This is a genomic window from Halorubrum sp. SP3, assembly GCF_005435195.1.
In the GTDB taxonomy this organism is placed as follows: domain Archaea; phylum Halobacteriota; class Halobacteria; order Halobacteriales; family Haloferacaceae; genus Halorubrum; species Halorubrum sodomense.
This window is the reverse complement of the sequence record NZ_SGTU01000002.1, coordinates 106,121-120,720: the sequence shown is the minus strand read 5'-3', so window position 1 is coordinate 120,720 and position 14,600 is coordinate 106,121. Positions and strand designations below refer to the sequence as shown.

Genomic DNA, 14,600 nt, shown 5'->3' with positions numbered 1-14,600 from the left:
TACGCGCAATACGACCCATGGTCGAGATCACTGATTCTCTCGCGTGCCTGTACACCGGACGGGTGGAGTCTCGCGGCGACGACTACGTCGTCACCGTCCCGGCCTCGGAGATCGAACACGGCAGCGTCAGCGTCGGGGAGACGTATCGGATCGCCGTCTTGGACCGCGCCGGCCCCGACGACGGGTCGACCGCGACGGTCGACGGCGACGGCGCGTCCGTTCCCGACACGGACGGTGGCTCGGGCGGGGCCCGGTCCGACGACGGACAGCGCCCCTCCTCCCGCGGGGCCGCCGGTGCCGTCCAGCCGGACCCGCCCGTCTCGGAGGGGGAGGTACGGGACGTGACGATCGAGACGCTGGGCGACAAGGGCGACGGGATCGCGAAGATCGAACGCGGCTACGTCGTCATCGTTCCCGACGCCGAACCGGGCGAGGAGCCGACCGTCGAGATCACGAGCGTCCGCGAGAACGTCTCGTTCGCGAACGTCGTCGAGGAGTAGCGCCGCGGCCTCGGAGCTCCCGTCCGCGCCGTCGCGCCGCTTCTCACTCGGGCGGCTTCCCCCGCGAGAACAGCGCCCGGAGGTTCGACGGCGAGAAGAACGACGACGGCTCGTCCATGTGGACGCCGATCTCGCCCGACAGCGCCCGCAGCCCGACCCGCTGAACCGGTTCCGGGAGCGAGTAACACCGTCGGATCGCCTTCCCCAGCCGGATCTCAGCGGCGAGTTCGTCGCGCCACCCGGACTCGTACTCGGCGAGCGTCGCCGGGTCGCGCGGGTCGATCGTCGCCGCGGCGACGTCGGCCGCGCGCGTCCCGTAGAGGATGCCGCCGCCGGTGAACGGCTTCGTCTGCGCGGCGGCGTCGCCGATCAGGAACCCGCGCTCGCTCGTCGCGCGCGCCGGCGGCCCGATCGGAATCGCGCCCGAGCAGCGCCGGTCCGTCGTCGCGCCGTACGCGTCCGTGAGCCGGTCGAACATCCCCGACACGTCCTCGCTCGGCGGCGCCGCCAGCCCGTACTCGACGCCCGCGTCGCCGCGGGGGATCCGCCACGCGAAGAACGTCGGCGCGGTGAGGTGGACGTCGACGAAGTCGTCGGCGTCCGGCTCCGGGTCGAACCCGAGGACGCCGTGGAGCAGCTCGTCCGGCTCCGGGAGGTCGAGCGCGCGGCGCACCCGCGAGGTCGGCCCGTCGCAGCCGGCGACCATCCGGGCCTCGACGCGCTCCACGTCGCCCGCCGGCGTCCGGACGTCGACGGCGACCCGGTCGGACCGCTCCTCGACGCCGACGACCGTGTGGTCCTCCCGGACGTCGGCGCCGGCCTCGCGCGCGCAGTCCGCCAGCGTCCGGTCGAGTCCGACCCGGTCGATCACGTTCGACACCGGCTCCCGCTTGTAGAACGGATACGCCCGCGATCCCGGACCGCCGACGTGGAAGCGCGCGCCGCACACCAGGTTCTGGAGGAGCTCGTCGCGGGCGTCGTCGGGAACGTACTCCCACACGTCGTCGGAGACGTGGCCGGAGCAGGCGAGCGGCTCGCCGACCGAGCCCTTCTCGAAGGCGACGACGTCGCGACCGTCCTCGGCCGCGCGCCGAGCGAACCGAGAGCCCGGCGGCCCCGCGCCCACGACGACGAAATCGTACATGGGGGAAGCGAGGTGACGGGGATATTTAATTACGACGCGGCTGATCGGCCGCGCCCGGCGGGAAACGAGCAGAGCGGGGACCGGTTAAGCGTCGTCGCTACGACGACGGCTCCCGCGTCTCCAGCCACGTCAGCGCCGCGTCGAGGTCGGTCCGCGGCGGCGAGCAGGTGAAGCCCTCGCAGACGTAGGCGGTCGGCTCGCCGTCGGTCGCGTCGCGGTCCGCCCAGACCGGCGGCGCCTCGGCCATCCCGAGGCGGTCGAGCCACTCGTCGAGTCCGGCCTCCGTCGCCGGCCGCGGCGCGACGAGCGCGCCCGGCAGGTACCGCTCGCCGAGCGTCTCGCGCCACTCGTCCGGGACCTCGTCGGCGGCGACCGTCACCTCGATCCCGCCGGTCTCCACCAGGTCGGCGGCGCGGACGAGCGAGGCGTGTTCCAGCGGGCTCCCGCGGATCCGGTCGGCGTGCGTCGTCACGACGCGCTCGGCTATCTCGCGGAACTCCCCGTCCGTCCGGAAGCCGTCGAGGAGCGCGAGCGTCTCGGCCGCGACGCCGAGGCTCGACGGCGTCGACCGGTCGGTGAACTCCTGCGGCCGCGCGATGAGGGGGCCGGCGTCGTCCGTCTCCGAGCCCTCCGCGTCGAGGTCCCGAGTGAAGTAGATCGTCCCGTCGTCGGCGTCGTAGAACTCGTCGACGAGCGCGTCGGCCAGATCGAGGGCGAAGCCGAGCGGCCCCGGGTCCCCGGTCGCGGCGTAGACGTCGAGCGCGCCGCGAGCGAGGAACGCGTAGTCGTCGAGGTAGCCCGGTCCGCGCACGTCGCCGTCGAGCCAGCGACGGGCGAGCGCGCCGGTTTCCGCGTCGGCGTCGTAGAGCCGCTCGCGGCAGAAGTCGAGCGCCTCGCTCGCGATGTCGGCGTACGGCTCGCCGAGGGCGTCCCCGGCCCGCGCGAACGCGGAGACCGCCCGTCCGTTCCACGACGCCAACACCTTCTCGTCGCGGGCGGGACGCGGCCGCGACTCCCGGGCGTCGAACAGCGCCGTTCGGGCCTCGGTCAGAATCTCTCGGACCTCGTCGGACGAGAGGTCGCGCTCCGCGGCCAGCTCCGCGACCGACGCCGCGATCGTCGGAACCGTCGTGCCGCGCTCGAAGTTGCCGCCGGGCCGGATCCCGTACCGCTCCTTCGCGAGCGACGCGGCGGGCTCGTCGAGGACCGCGTCGACCTCCTCGGGAGTCCAGACGTAGAACGCGCCCTCGACGTCCTCGTCCTCGGCGGATTCGCTCTCGTCCTCGCCCCGCCGACTCGCCGGCGGCCGGCTCCGCGCGTCGAGGGTGCTGAAGAAGCCGCCGTCCGCGTGGCGGAGCTCCCGGTCGAGGAAGGCGAGCGACTCGCTCGCGACGCGGGCGTACGCGGGGTCGCCCGCGAGCCGGTAGCCGTCGAGGTAGACCATCGGCAGTTCCGCGTTGTCGTACAGCATCTTCTCGAAGTGCGGGACCGTCCACTCGCGATCGACCGCGTAGCGGTGGAACCCCCCGCCGACCTGGTCGTACATCCCGCCGCGGGCCATCCCGTCGAGGGTGCCCGTCGCGGCCGAGAGGAGCGCGTCGCGGCCGCGGCCGGCGTACGCGCGCATGAGGAGGTCGATCCGTCCCGGCATCGGGAACTTCGCGCCGCCGCTCCCGAAGCCGCCGTACTCCTCGTCGTAGCCGCGCAGCGCCGCCGCGGCGGCCGTGTCGAGCAGGTCGTCCCCGGGCGGGGAGGAGCCGCCGTCCCCGTCCGGGCCCGCCTCGTCCGGCGACGGGACCGACTCCAGCTCGTCGCGCGCGCTCTCGGTCCACTGGTCGGCGCGCCGCTTCATCTCCTCGCGCTGCTCCGGGTCGCTCCAGGAGTCGGCGATGCGCTCGCAGAGGTCGCGGAAGCCGGGCTGGTTCCGGCGCGGTTCGGGCGGGAAGTAGGTCCCGACGTAGAACGGCTTCCCCTCGGGCGTACACCACGCCGAGAGCGGCCACCCGCCCCCGCCGGTGACGAGCTGGCAGACGGTCATGAACGTGCTGTCGACGTCCGGGCGCTCCTCGCGGTCGACCTTGATCGGGACGAACGACTCGTTCACGACGCTCGCGACCGACTCGTCCTCGAAGCTCTCCTCCGCCATGACGTGACACCAGTGACACGAGGAGTAGCCGATGGAGACGAACACCGGCACGTCGTGTTCCCGGGCGCGCTCGAACGCCTCGTCGCCCCACGGCTGCCAGTTGACTGGGTTGTCCGCGTGCTGTTGGAGGTAGGGGCTCGCCTCTCCGCCGAGGCGGTTCCGCTCGGTCGGCTGTGGCATACGCCCGATTCGACCCGGCGGGCCAAAAGGCGTCCGGGCCGCGCCGAGCGCCGCCGCCTCTCCCGTCACCACCGCCGCGAATGTCCACGAACGCGCATATATCGGGTCGAACAGAGAGTAAGGTTTACACTACCGTGCGGACACCCGTCGGGCATGACGGAGACCGTACTCCTGGTGGGGGGCGGCGGCCGCGAACACGCGATCGCCCGCGCGGTGGCCGACGACTGCGCGCTGTACGCCTGCGCGAGCGTCCGCAACCCGGGGATCCGACGGCTCGCGGACGGGTTCGAAGCGATCGAGGAGACCGACGCCGCCGCGGTCGCCGACTACGCGACCGCGGTCGGCGCGGACCTCGCGGTCATCGGCCCGGAGTCGGCGCTGGAGGCCGGGGTCGCGGACGCGCTCGACGACGCCGGCGTCTACGCCTTCGGTCCGCGCGCGGCGGAGGCGCGCCTGGAGACGGACAAGGCGTACCAGCGCGAGTTCATGGAGGAGCACGCGATCCCGGGCTGTCCGGACTACGCGGTGTTCGACGACACGGCGGCGGCCTGCGAGTACATCGACGAGTACGACGGCGACCTCGCGGTCAAGCCCGCCGGCCTCACCGGCGGGAAGGGCGTGAAGGTGATCGGCGACCAGGTGACCGCGGACGAAGCAAAGGCGTACCTCCGCGACTCCGACTACGACCGCGTCGTCTTAGAGGAGCGCCTCGTCGGCGAGGAGTTCACGATTCAGGCGTTCGTCGCGAACGGCGACGTCCGGACGACGCCCGCGGTCCAGGACCACAAGCGCGCCTACGAGGGCGACGAGGGCCCGAACACCGGCGGGATGGGGTCGTACACGGACACGGGCCTCTCGCTCCCGTTCATGGCCGATGGCGACTACGACGCCGCCGTCGACGTACTGGACGCAGTCGTCGACGCGCTCCCCGACTACAAGGGCGTGCTCTACGGGCAGTTCATGCTCACCGACGACGGGCCGAAGGTCGTCGAGTTCAACGCGCGCTTCGGCGACCCGGAGGCGATGAACACGCTGCCCGTCCTCGAGACGCCGTTCGTCGACGTGTTGACCGCCGCGCGCGACGGCGAGACGCTCCCCGAACTCGCCTTCTCGGGCGAGGCGACCGTCTGTAAGTACGCGGTGCCCGACGGCTACCCGACCGACCCCGACGCGGGCGCCGAGATCGCGGTCGACGAGGAGAGCGTCGGCGACGCGCTGCTCTACTACGCGAGCGTCGACGAGCGCGACGGCCGCCTGTACACGACCACGTCGCGGGCGTTCGCGGTCGTCGGCCGCGGCGACTCCATCGCGGCCGCCGAGGCGCAGGCGGAGGACGCGCTGGCGGCCGCCGGCGACCGCGTCCGTATCCGCCACGACATCGGCACGGCCGACCTCGTTCGGCGTCGGATCGACCACATGGACGAACTCCGGCGCTGACCCGCTCGCGTTCCCGAGCCCCCGTGACCGCTCGCGCCGCGACCGGGAGCGATCCTTTTACCCTCGCCGTCCGAACGGAGCGACGTGACAAACGACGACGCGGAGGCGACGCGCGACGACGCGGAGGCGACGCGCGACGACGCGGAGGCGGACGCGACACGCGAGGGCGCCGATCCCTCCCGGAGCGACCGCCTCGAACGGGTTCCGACGCCGGGGTCACGAAACTCCCTGTGGTCGTGGCCGGACGCGAAGTCGCCGCTCGCGGTCGTCCGCAACTACGTCGTCATCGTCCTCGCGCGGGTCTGCCCGAGCCTCCGGCTGAAGAACTGGCTGCTGCGCCGGATCGGCGTGACCGTCGGCACCGGCGTCGCGTGGGGGTTGGAGTCGACGCCGGACGTGTTCTGGCCCGAGCGGATCCGCGTCGGCGACGACGCGATAATCGGGTACGACGCCACGCTGCTGTGCCACGAGTTCCTCACCGAGGAGTACCGGTTGGGCGACGTGGTCGTCGGAGACGAGGCGATGATCGGCGCGGGGGCGGTCGTCCTCCCCGGCGTCACCGTCGGCGAGGGCGCGCGCGTCGCCGCCAACTCCCTCGTCGCGGAGGACGTGCCGCCGGGCGCGACGGTCGCGGGCGTCCCCGCCGAGGTCGTCTCGCGGGCGGACCCGACCGCGAGCAGCGATTAAGCCGAGTTCCCGTCGTTCGCACCGCTCTCGTCGGCGGGCGATTCGGCGTCGGCGCCCGTCTCGTCGGCGGCGCCGCTCGCGGCGGCGGCCGTCGCTTCGGCGTCCGTGATGTGCGCCTCGGTGCTCACGCGGTCCAAGTCGACGCCGACCTCCTCGGCGATGGCGTCGAGGACGGCCCGCTGTTCGGCCATCTCGTTTTCGAGCCCCTTGACGCGGTCGGCGGTGTCGACGACGGTTTCCTGCGTCTCGTCGACCTCGTCGCGGAGCTCGCTGATCTTCTTGTAGGTGCGTTCCGCGCGGTCGGCCAGCGTCTGGATCTTCTTGGCGGTGTCCCCGAATCCCATACCGAGCGGTCGGCCCGGCGATACGTGTGCTTTTCCGTTCGGTTCGGGCGTCGCGGTCGCTCCGCGCTCGTCCGCCGACGCGCGGCCCGCCCGCCCGACGGTGGACTTTTGCCCGACTCGCCCGTGAACAGGGTATGAGCGTCGACCGGATCCTCTTGACCAACGACGACGGCGTCGACGCCGCCGGGCTGCGCGCGCTGTACGACGCCCTCGCGACCGAGTACGCGGTGACCGTCGTCGCCCCGGCGGAGGACCAGTCGTCCGTCGGCCGCCTGCTCTCCGCCGACGTCGCCGTCGACGACCACGAGTTGGGGTACGCGGTCGACGGGACCCCCGTCGACTGCGTCGTCGCGGGGCTGGACGAACTCGTCCCCGACGCGGACCTGGTCGTCGCCGGCTGTAACGAGGGCGCGAACCTCGGAGCGTACACGCTCGGCCGGTCCGGCACCGTCTCGGCGGCGGTCGAGGCGGCGTTCTTCGACGCGCCCGCGGTCGCAACCTCGATGTACGTGCCGGGCGGCGACGACTGGTGGAAACGGGAGTTCGAGGCCGAGGACTTCTCGCACGCGGTCCGCGCGACGCGGTTCCTCGTCGACGAGGCGGTCGAAGCCGGGGTGTTCGACCGCGCGGACTACCTCAACGTCAACGCGCCGATCGCGGACGCCGACCGCGCGCCGCTCAGGGTCACGACGCCCTCGACGTGGTACGGGATGCGCGCCGAGCGCAACGGCGACGGCCGCATCGGGTTCTCGGACCCGATCTGGGGCCGGATGAACGACGGCGACGTGCCGGACCCCGTGGGGACCGACCGGCGCGCCGTCGTCGACGGCGAGGTGTCCGTGTCGCCGCTGTCGGTGCCCCACGCGGCCGAGGCGGACGCGGGGCTCGAGGAACTCGTCGACGCCTACGAGACGGCGGTTCGGTCCTGACGCGAGACGGCGGTTCGGTCCTGACGCGAGACGGCGGTTCGCTCGGGGAAGCGCCGCGCTACTCGCCGCCGGTGCTCACGGTCACCTTCGCCTCGCTCAGCACGCGGTCGCCCATCTCGTAGCCGGGCTCGTACACCTCGTGGATCGTTCCCTCCGGGCGGTCGCTGTCGACGCGGAGCATCACCTGGTGGCGCGCGGGGTCGACCTCCTCGCCCGGGTCGGGGTCGATCGCTTCGACGCCCTCGTCGGCGAGCACCTCGTCGAACTTCTCCAACGTCGACTCGACGCCGGGGCGGAGGTCGCTCCCCTCGTCCTGGTCGAGCGCGCGCAGGAGGTCGTTCCGGACGGGCGCGAGCCGTTCGACGAGCGCCTCGGAGGCGCGCTCGCGGATCTCCTCCTGCTTCCGCTTCGCGCGCTCCTTGTAGTTGCTGAAGTCCGCCTTCACGCGGGCGAGCTTGCTCGTCAGCTCATCGACCGCCTCGTCGCGCTCGCGGAGTTCCTCCCGGGTCTCGGCGAGGTCCGCCTCCAGCGCCGCGACCTCGCGGGCGAGCGCCTCGTCGTGCTCGGCGACGGCCGCGGCGAGCGCCTCCTCGCTCCGTCTGGCGTCGCCGTCGCCGGCCGTCCGCTCGCGCCCGTCGGCGTCGCGGTCGGCAGATTCGCCGGTCGATTCCTCGGCGGTCGCCTCCGCCGTGCCGTTCGTTCTCGCCGCGTCGCCCTCGGCGTCGTCGGGAGACTCGACATCGACGGCGTCGTCGTCGCTCATACCCGATCGAAGTCGGTCGGCGGGGATAAGCTTGTAGAACCCGGTCGGCGGCGGGCCGGTCGAGCCCGGCCGCCGCGCGGCGGCGGATTTTTGATCGCGGCGCCCGACGATCGGTCCCGTATGCCACCTCGACCCTCGACCTTCTCGATCGCCGCCCGCGACCCCGAGACGGACGCGGTCGGCGTCGCGGTCCAGTCGAAGTTCGTCGGCGTCGGCGCCGTCGTCCCGTTCGTCAGCGCGGACGCGGGCGCGGTCGCCACGCAGAGCTTCGCGAACGTCGCGTACGGGCCCGACGGGCTCGACCTGCTCCGAGAGGGCCACGCGCCAGCCGAGGCGATCGACCGGCTCACGGCCGACGACGACGAGGCGCCCTCGCGACAGGTCGGGATCGTCGCGGCCGACCCGGAGGATCCGCCGGCGGCGTTCACCGGCGACGAGTGCCACGACCACGCGGGCGACCGGCAGGGAAACCACTACACGGTCCAGGGGAACATCCTGGAGAACGCCGACACCCTCGACGCGATGACGGAGACGTTCGAGGGGACCGACGGCGGCCTCCCGGAGCGGCTGATCGCCGCGCTCCACGCGGGCAACGAGGCCGGCGGCGACAGCCGCGGCGAGCAGTCGGCGGCGCTGTACGTCGCGAAGCCCGAGGGCGGCTACGACGGCAAGAACGACCGCTGGGTCGACGTGCGCGTCGACGACCACGAGCGCCCGATCGACGAGCTAGAGCGGGTGTTCAAGATCTACGACGTGACGCTCCTCGAACGCGAGGTGCCGGCGGAGACGCGAGGGCTGACCGGCGAGACGGCGACCGCGGTCGGGTCGGCGCTCGCAGACCTCGGCTTCTACGACGGCGAGCCGACGGACGCGTTCGACGACGAGGCGCGCGACGCGCTGGAGACGTTCCGCGGGATGAACAACTTCGAGAACCACTCGCTCGCGGTGCTGGAGGACGCGATAGCGCGCGGGTGGAACGGGACCGACCCCGACGACGACCCCGAGTCCCGGCTGGTCGACGCGATCTGGCGCGGGCTCTCGCGGCTCGACCGCGTCTGACCCTTGCGTCGGCTCCCGTCGCAGAGCGCGGTCAGCGTCGCCGCACTCGCAACGCATAACCGTCGGCTGGCGGCTACGAATCGCATGGAACGCTTCCGAAACACGGGACAGCCGGACTGGGACTGGTGGGGCCGCGTGTGGCCGACGCCGGGCGCGACGCTGCGCGATTTGGGCGTCGCGCCGGGCGACCGGGTGGCCGAGGTCGGCTCCGGCAACGGCTACTTCGCGCTCCCGGCCGCGCGGATCGCGGCCCCGGAGACGGTGTACGCCCTCGACGTCGACGCCGACCTGCTCGCCGAGCTCGACGCCCTGGCGACCGCACAGGGGATCGAGAACGTCCGGACCGTCGCCGGCGACGCGCGCGACCTCCCGTCGCCGCTCCCCGAGCCCGTCGACGTCGCACTTCTCATGAACGCGTTCCACGGCGTTCCCGAGCCGGAGGCGGTCGTCGCGGGGGTCGCCGACTCGCTGGCCGACGGCGGCTCGCTCGTCGTCGTCAACTGGCGCGACCGCCCCCGCGAGGAGACGCGGATCGGCGGCGAGCCGCGCGGGCCGCCCACGGAGCTCCGCATGTCACCGACCGCGACGCGCGAGGCGGTCGAGGCGGCGGGGACGGACCTCGCCTTCGAGCGCGAGGTCGACCTCCCGCCGTTCCACTACGCGCTCGTGTTCGAGCGGTGACGGCCCGCCGCTCCGGGTTCGCTCCGAGCCGGTGCCCCGCCGGACCGGGCCGGTCGACTTTTGCCCGTTCGCGTCCGAGCGGGGACATGACCATCGAACCCGACGCGGTCGCTGACCTCATCGAGGAGAACCTCCCCGACGCGGTCGCGCGCGTGACGGCGCCCCGGATCCACGACGACGAGGACGAGGACGCCCACTTCGCGGCGGTCGTCGTCTCGCCCGCCTTCGAGGGCGAGTCGCTCGTCGACCAGCACCAGCGCGTGTACGACGCGGTCGGCGACCACATGACGCGGTCGGTCCACGCCCTGGAGATCAAGACGTACACCCCCGAGGCGTACGCGGAACACGGCGACGGCACCCTCGACGAGGACCTCCGCGAGGCCGGGCTGTTCCCGGTCGACGAGGCCTGATCGCCGGTCGCGCACTCGTCGAAAAAACCGCTTCACTCTCCGCACCGCTGCGAACCGCTTCTGCTGCTCGCGCTCTGACTCGACGGCGCGCTCGCGACACCGGCGCTCGGGATAACAGAACGCGTAGGCGACTCGGGATATTCCGCTCAACCGTCGTCGTCGGCCGGGGTCGGCTCGTCCGCGTCGCTGGCTTCGCTGCCGGACGCCTCGCCCGCGACGCGGTCGGCGACCAGTTCGGCCAGAGGATCGACGGTGACCGTCAGACGGGCAACGAGGAACACCACGGGGACGAGCGCGACGAACAGGAAGGCGGCGTCGTACGCCCAGGCGGCGCCGTTCAGGACGGGGACCGCGACGCCCGCGAGCCCGCGGTACGCGACGAGGACCGCCCCGAAGACGACGAGCCAGTGGACCACGCCGCCCGCGTTCTCGACGATCCGGTCCGATCGGGTGTCGCTTTCGGCGTCGGCTCCCCGCCGGCTGAGCGCCAGCCGGGTCAGCAGCGCGAACTTGGGCGCGGCGTACAGGAGGATACCGGCGACCGCGAGCGCGACGACGGCCGTCGCCACCGCGGCGAACGTCACGGGCGCGAACGGGACGAGGCGATCGACGCCGGGCAGCAGCGTGACGACCGCGAGGACACCGACTATCGCCAGCGCACCGATTAGGAGCTTGCTCGTCGACCGGACCGTGTCGCGGTCGAGCGCCGTTCCGATCGCTGAGTCGTTCGGGCTCATGTGCGCCGGGGCGTTGGCGACGGACGATGATATAACGGGTACGCCGTTGAACCGAATTTCGGCTGTTTTACGCGATTTAATCCGGCGGTCGGCTCGCGGTCCGCGACGTCGACCGGAGTGTTACCGATCCGCACGATTTCGATGCGCTGGCGGCTTCCAGTACCTTTTACAGCGTCTCGCGGGAAGGTCGGCACATGGGTGACGACTACCGCACGGAGGAGGACAGCCTCGGCGAGATGCGGGTGCCGGCGGACGCCTACTGGGGCGCACAGACCCAGCGCGCCGTCGAGAACTTCCCCGTCTCGGGGATTCCGATGAGCCGACGGTTCGTCCGCGCGCTCGGCGTCGTGAAGAAGGCGGCCGCGCAGGCGAACCGCGATCTGGACCTCGTCGACGACGACACCGCGGAGGCGATCGTCGCCGCCGCGGACGAGGTGATCGCCGGCGAGCACGACGACCAGTTCCCGGTCGACGTGTTCCAGACCGGCTCCGGCACCTCCTCGAACATGAACGCCAACGAGGTGATCGCCAACCGCGCCGCCGAGATCGCGGGCGCGGAGATCGGCGACCGCGTCGTCCACCCCAACGACCACGTCAACTACGGCCAGTCGTCGAACGACGTGATCCCCACGGCGATGCACGTCGCCGCGCTCGAGGCGGTCGAGAAGGACCTCGTGCCGGCGCTGGAGACGCTCCACGCCGAGCTGGAGGCCAAGGAAGCGGAGTTCGACGGCGTCGTCAAGACCGGTCGGACGCACCTCCAGGACGCGACGCCGATCCGGCTCGGCCAGGAGTTCGGCGGGTATCGGACGCAGGTCGCGAAGGGGATCGAGCGCGCCGAGGGCGTCCAGTCGAACCTCCGCGAGCTCGCGCTCGGCGGCACCGCGGTCGGGACCGGGCTCAACACCCACCCCGAGTTCCCGGAGCTCGCCGCGGAGTACATCTCCGACGAGACCGGGACCGAGTTCCGCGAGGCGGCGAACCACTTCGAGGCACAGGCCGCCCACGACGCGATGGCGGAGGGCCACGGCGCGCTCAAGACGATCGCCGGCAGCCTCAACAAGATCGCCAACGACCTCCGACTGCTCGCGTCCGGCCCGCGGAACGGCCTCGGGGAGGTCGAGCAGCCGGAGAACCAGCCCGGCTCTTCGATCATGCCCGGAAAGATCAACCCGGTCGTCGCGGAGTCGGTCAACCAGGTCCACAAGCAGGTCGTCGGCAACGACGCCGCCGTCTCGGCGGGCGCGGCCCGCGGCGAGATCGACCTGAACCTCTACAAGCCCGTCATCGCGCACAACTTCCTCGAGTCGGCGGAACTGCTCTCGAACGTCGCCGAGACGTTCGGCGAGCGCTTCGTCGGGAAGCTGGAGGCGAACGAGGAGCACTGCGAGACGCGCGTCGAACAGTCGATGGCGCTCGCGACCGCGCTCAACCCCGCGATCGGCTACGACAAGGCCTCGAAGGTGGCCAAGAAGGCGCTCGCGGACGGCAAATCCGTCAAGGAGGTCGCCGTGAGCGAGGGGTACCTCACCGAGGACGAGGCCGACGAGGTGCTCGACCCCGAGGCGATGACCCACCGCGTCATCCTCGGCGACGAGAACTGAGCCGCGGGGGCGACGGCGCGGGCGGCCGCACGGTCCGCCCCGCGGGATCGGCAGAACGCTTTTCGGGTGCGCGTGTGAGTGCCGGACATGGCTGAGAGTGACTTACAGGCCGAGCAGGAGCCGTTGAAAAGGGAGTACGAGAAGAACCCCGAGGCGGCGCAGATCACGCTGTCCGCGAGCGGCGAAGAGCAGGGCGACGCCCGGTCGTGTAGCGTCGACATCGGCCGGGCGATCTACGAGGCGGAGCTCCACGAGGGGGCCGGCGGGCCCGGCGGGGGCGCCTGCTCGGGCGACCTCCTCCTCGGCGCGCTGGCCGCCTGCTCGCAGCTGACCGCGCAGGCCGTCGCCGAGAGCTTCGGCGTCGACGCCGACGTCGAGGTCGAGGCCAGCGGCGACCTCGACCTCCGCGGGACGATGGGAGTCGACGACGAGGCGCCGGTGGGGTTCAAGGACCTCCGCCTCGACGTGGCCGTCGACGGCGACGTCGACGAGGACACCCGCGCGGCGCTTCGGAAGTACACGGAGAAGTACTGCGTCGTCTACCAGACGCTGGCGGACCCGCCCGAGGTCGAGACGAACTGGACGTTCGACTGACTAGAAACTTCCTCGGACTTGTATCTCCTTAGATTATGTGTATTTCCAATAAAATCGATTTACCAGAACTATCGGCTTCTTTCAAAAAGAATAATTTAATATTAAAGTTAAAGAATATAGTTCTTGAGAAAAATAAACGGCGAGACGATAATGATTCGAATAGTTAGTTTTAACGAATAGTATTGTATACGGATAAAATGAAGTTGTTAATCTCAAATGAGTCCTGATAACGATCTAGAGAGGGAACTAGAGGAAATACGGACGTTACTTCGAGACTATATTGATGATTCCGTAGAACGGCGTGAGCAACAGCGAGCAGAAAACATTCAAATATTAGTCGCGCTTGGTATCTTGGGAGCATTCATTACATTATACGCACAGGAAATCGTTAGTAATTCGCCACTTAGGCCATTTTTTTGGATGATTGCTATGGCTTCAAGCGGGTTTTTGACATTAAAGACATTAGTATCTCCGCTAGCGATCGGTGATGAGGATGGGATCCTAACAAAATTGGATAGTAAATGGTCTCTGTACGCTTACGTATTTTTGATTTCACTAAGCTTCTTCATTGGAAGTCTCTTTTTAATCCCGTTTCCTCCAATTACTTTGCCAGACATTCAAGGAGTGGAGTATGAGTTAGTAACGGGGATTATTGGATCTGTCACTTCTATCTTAATCACATTTTACTTCAGGAATTCAATTACTCGGGTATCTGAGAAAAGGAGAAAAACCCAGCGTCGATTACAAGAGACCCTCAATGAGTTCAAAGAAATGGATATCGTTCATTTGTTTCTGAATCATCCTGATCTGCTATCTGATCTACTTCAAGAAAATATAAAAAATATCGAAGCAGAACCACAGTTTGGAGGACTACGACCAGACCTTCTCGCATCCACAAAAAAGGACGCGAAATTAATAGTAGAACTGAAAGTAGGAGGTCTTAATCAGAAAAGCCGCGGCCTTGAGCAAATTCGACGATATATAAATGAGTATAACGGAATAAGCGACGGTACGTCTGAGATAATTGGGTGTTTAGTTATAGTCGAGGGGACCGATATTCATGTCACAAAAGTCATTGATGATGAAATTGTTAGCCAATATAATCGTGAAATTGATGAACTGATATCCGAATTTCCTGCTTTAGACTTTGAGACTGTTATTGAAACATTAAATTAGTGATGTAGCTTCGTGCCTTACTGAATAGGTAGAATATCTGCGATCTCTGGAATGGGTTAATTGTATCAGATTCCCGTATAACACCAAGAAAATTCTAATTTGTTAATACATCGTGGGATATGATGGTCTATATTTCACCGATTCTTTTGAGTAATAAGAGTGATCTCATCGCGCCGTTCGCGCCGAACCGGAACCATTTAAGCCGACGT

Annotated in this window: 15 protein-coding genes; 10 read left to right on the top strand and 5 right to left on the bottom strand. The window is 68.9% G+C overall.

Annotated elements, in window-relative coordinates; genetic code table 11:
- The first annotated feature begins 17 nt into the window (after nucleotides 1–17).
- The gene (locus EXE42_RS01985; protein WP_092922829.1) at nucleotides 18–500 is read left to right on the top strand and encodes a TRAM domain-containing protein; all 483 of its coding nucleotides are present in this window, start codon (nucleotides 18–20) and stop codon (nucleotides 498–500) included.
- A 43-nt stretch (nucleotides 501–543) separates the two neighbouring features.
- Here the strand turns inward: EXE42_RS01985 and EXE42_RS01980 are convergent, their stop codons facing one another.
- On the bottom strand, nucleotides 544–1,644 hold the full coding sequence (locus tag EXE42_RS01980; protein WP_092922826.1) for a geranylgeranyl reductase family protein: 1,101 nt from the start codon (nucleotides 1,642–1,644) through the stop codon (nucleotides 544–546).
- A 97-nt stretch (nucleotides 1,645–1,741) separates the two neighbouring features.
- A complete protein-coding gene (locus EXE42_RS01975) occupies nucleotides 1,742–3,970 on the bottom strand; it encodes a thioredoxin domain-containing protein (RefSeq protein ID WP_137705790.1) in 2,229 nt (742 codons plus the stop codon).
- Between the two features lie 153 nt (nucleotides 3,971–4,123).
- Between EXE42_RS01975 and purD the strand changes: the two genes are divergently transcribed.
- A complete protein-coding gene (gene purD / locus EXE42_RS01970; protein WP_137705789.1) occupies nucleotides 4,124–5,407 on the top strand; it encodes a phosphoribosylamine--glycine ligase in 1,284 nt (427 codons plus the stop codon).
- A gap of 84 nt (nucleotides 5,408–5,491) precedes the next feature.
- Nucleotides 5,492–6,094, top strand: a complete 603-nt coding sequence (locus EXE42_RS01965) for a DapH/DapD/GlmU-related protein (protein WP_137693257.1) — start codon at nucleotides 5,492–5,494, stop codon at nucleotides 6,092–6,094.
- On the opposite strand, the gene EXE42_RS01960 is transcribed toward EXE42_RS01965, so the two are convergent.
- Nucleotides 6,091–6,438, bottom strand: coding sequence for a DUF5798 family protein (locus tag EXE42_RS01960; RefSeq protein WP_092922814.1), 348 nt, complete (start codon nucleotides 6,436–6,438; stop codon nucleotides 6,091–6,093). The genes EXE42_RS01965 and EXE42_RS01960 overlap by 4 nt on opposite strands.
- A gap of 134 nt (nucleotides 6,439–6,572) precedes the next feature.
- On the opposite strand from EXE42_RS01960, the gene surE reads away from it, so the two are divergent.
- Complete coding sequence (surE, locus tag EXE42_RS01955; protein ID WP_092922811.1) at nucleotides 6,573–7,367, top strand: 5'/3'-nucleotidase SurE; 795 nt, start codon at nucleotides 6,573–6,575, stop codon at nucleotides 7,365–7,367.
- Between the two features lie 58 nt (nucleotides 7,368–7,425).
- On the opposite strand, the gene grpE is transcribed toward surE, so the two are convergent.
- Nucleotides 7,426–8,130: a nucleotide exchange factor GrpE gene (grpE, locus tag EXE42_RS01950; RefSeq protein ID WP_137705788.1), complete on the bottom strand. Its 705-nt coding sequence runs from the start codon at nucleotides 8,128–8,130 to the stop codon at nucleotides 7,426–7,428.
- A gap of 120 nt (nucleotides 8,131–8,250) precedes the next feature.
- Between grpE and EXE42_RS01945 the strand changes: the two genes are divergently transcribed.
- The 3 genes from EXE42_RS01945 (at nucleotide 8,251) to EXE42_RS01935 (ending at nucleotide 10,280) form a co-directional block, all read left to right on the top strand.
- A complete protein-coding gene (locus tag EXE42_RS01945; RefSeq protein ID WP_137705787.1) occupies nucleotides 8,251–9,189 on the top strand; it encodes a DUF1028 domain-containing protein in 939 nt (312 codons plus the stop codon).
- A gap of 84 nt (nucleotides 9,190–9,273) precedes the next feature.
- Nucleotides 9,274–9,870: a class I SAM-dependent methyltransferase gene (locus EXE42_RS01940; protein WP_137705786.1), complete on the top strand. Its 597-nt coding sequence runs from the start codon at nucleotides 9,274–9,276 to the stop codon at nucleotides 9,868–9,870.
- A gap of 86 nt (nucleotides 9,871–9,956) precedes the next feature.
- Nucleotides 9,957–10,280, top strand: a complete 324-nt coding sequence (locus EXE42_RS01935) for a BolA family protein (RefSeq protein WP_092922799.1) — start codon at nucleotides 9,957–9,959, stop codon at nucleotides 10,278–10,280.
- A gap of 146 nt (nucleotides 10,281–10,426) precedes the next feature.
- On the opposite strand, the gene EXE42_RS01930 is transcribed toward EXE42_RS01935, so the two are convergent.
- The gene (locus EXE42_RS01930) at nucleotides 10,427–11,017 is read right to left on the bottom strand and encodes a hypothetical protein (RefSeq protein WP_137705785.1); all 591 of its coding nucleotides are present in this window, start codon (nucleotides 11,015–11,017) and stop codon (nucleotides 10,427–10,429) included.
- A gap of 194 nt (nucleotides 11,018–11,211) precedes the next feature.
- Between EXE42_RS01930 and EXE42_RS01925 the strand changes: the two genes are divergently transcribed.
- The 3 genes from EXE42_RS01925 to EXE42_RS01915 all read left to right on the top strand — a co-directional run bounded on the left by EXE42_RS01925 (nucleotide 11,212) and on the right by EXE42_RS01915 (nucleotide 14,391).
- A complete protein-coding gene (locus tag EXE42_RS01925) occupies nucleotides 11,212–12,621 on the top strand; it encodes an aspartate ammonia-lyase (protein WP_137705784.1) in 1,410 nt (469 codons plus the stop codon).
- An 87-nt stretch (nucleotides 12,622–12,708) separates the two neighbouring features.
- On the top strand, nucleotides 12,709–13,215 hold the full coding sequence (locus tag EXE42_RS01920; protein ID WP_137705783.1) for an OsmC family protein: 507 nt from the start codon (nucleotides 12,709–12,711) through the stop codon (nucleotides 13,213–13,215).
- A gap of 216 nt (nucleotides 13,216–13,431) precedes the next feature.
- A complete protein-coding gene (locus EXE42_RS01915) occupies nucleotides 13,432–14,391 on the top strand; it encodes a hypothetical protein (protein WP_137705782.1) in 960 nt (319 codons plus the stop codon).
- Nucleotides 14,392–14,600 lie beyond the last annotated feature (209 nt).

Bases quoted from the DNA above. Each gene is read 5' to 3' on its own strand.
- EXE42_RS01985 (WP_092922829.1), top strand. From the start codon at position 18: ATGGTCGAGATCACTGATTCTCTCGCGTGCCTGTACACCGGACGGGTG.
- EXE42_RS01980 (WP_092922826.1), bottom strand. From the start codon at position 1,644: ATGTACGATTTCGTCGTCGTGGGCGCGGGGCCGCCGGGCTCTCGGTTC.
- EXE42_RS01975 (WP_137705790.1), bottom strand. From the start codon at position 3,970: ATGCCACAGCCGACCGAGCGGAACCGCCTCGGCGGAGAGGCGAGCCCC.
- purD (WP_137705789.1), top strand. From the start codon at position 4,124: ATGACGGAGACCGTACTCCTGGTGGGGGGCGGCGGCCGCGAACACGCG.
- EXE42_RS01960 (WP_092922814.1), bottom strand. From the start codon at position 6,438: ATGGGATTCGGGGACACCGCCAAGAAGATCCAGACGCTGGCCGACCGC.
- surE (WP_092922811.1), top strand. From the start codon at position 6,573: ATGAGCGTCGACCGGATCCTCTTGACCAACGACGACGGCGTCGACGCC.
- grpE (WP_137705788.1), bottom strand. From the start codon at position 8,130: ATGAGCGACGACGACGCCGTCGATGTCGAGTCTCCCGACGACGCCGAG.
- EXE42_RS01945 (WP_137705787.1), top strand. From the start codon at position 8,251: ATGCCACCTCGACCCTCGACCTTCTCGATCGCCGCCCGCGACCCCGAG.
- EXE42_RS01940 (WP_137705786.1), top strand. From the start codon at position 9,274: ATGGAACGCTTCCGAAACACGGGACAGCCGGACTGGGACTGGTGGGGC.
- EXE42_RS01935 (WP_092922799.1), top strand. From the start codon at position 9,957: ATGACCATCGAACCCGACGCGGTCGCTGACCTCATCGAGGAGAACCTC.
- EXE42_RS01930 (WP_137705785.1), bottom strand. From the start codon at position 11,017: ATGAGCCCGAACGACTCAGCGATCGGAACGGCGCTCGACCGCGACACG.
- EXE42_RS01925 (WP_137705784.1), top strand. From the start codon at position 11,212: ATGGGTGACGACTACCGCACGGAGGAGGACAGCCTCGGCGAGATGCGG.
- EXE42_RS01920 (WP_137705783.1), top strand. From the start codon at position 12,709: ATGGCTGAGAGTGACTTACAGGCCGAGCAGGAGCCGTTGAAAAGGGAG.
- EXE42_RS01915 (WP_137705782.1), top strand. From the start codon at position 13,432: ATGAGTCCTGATAACGATCTAGAGAGGGAACTAGAGGAAATACGGACG.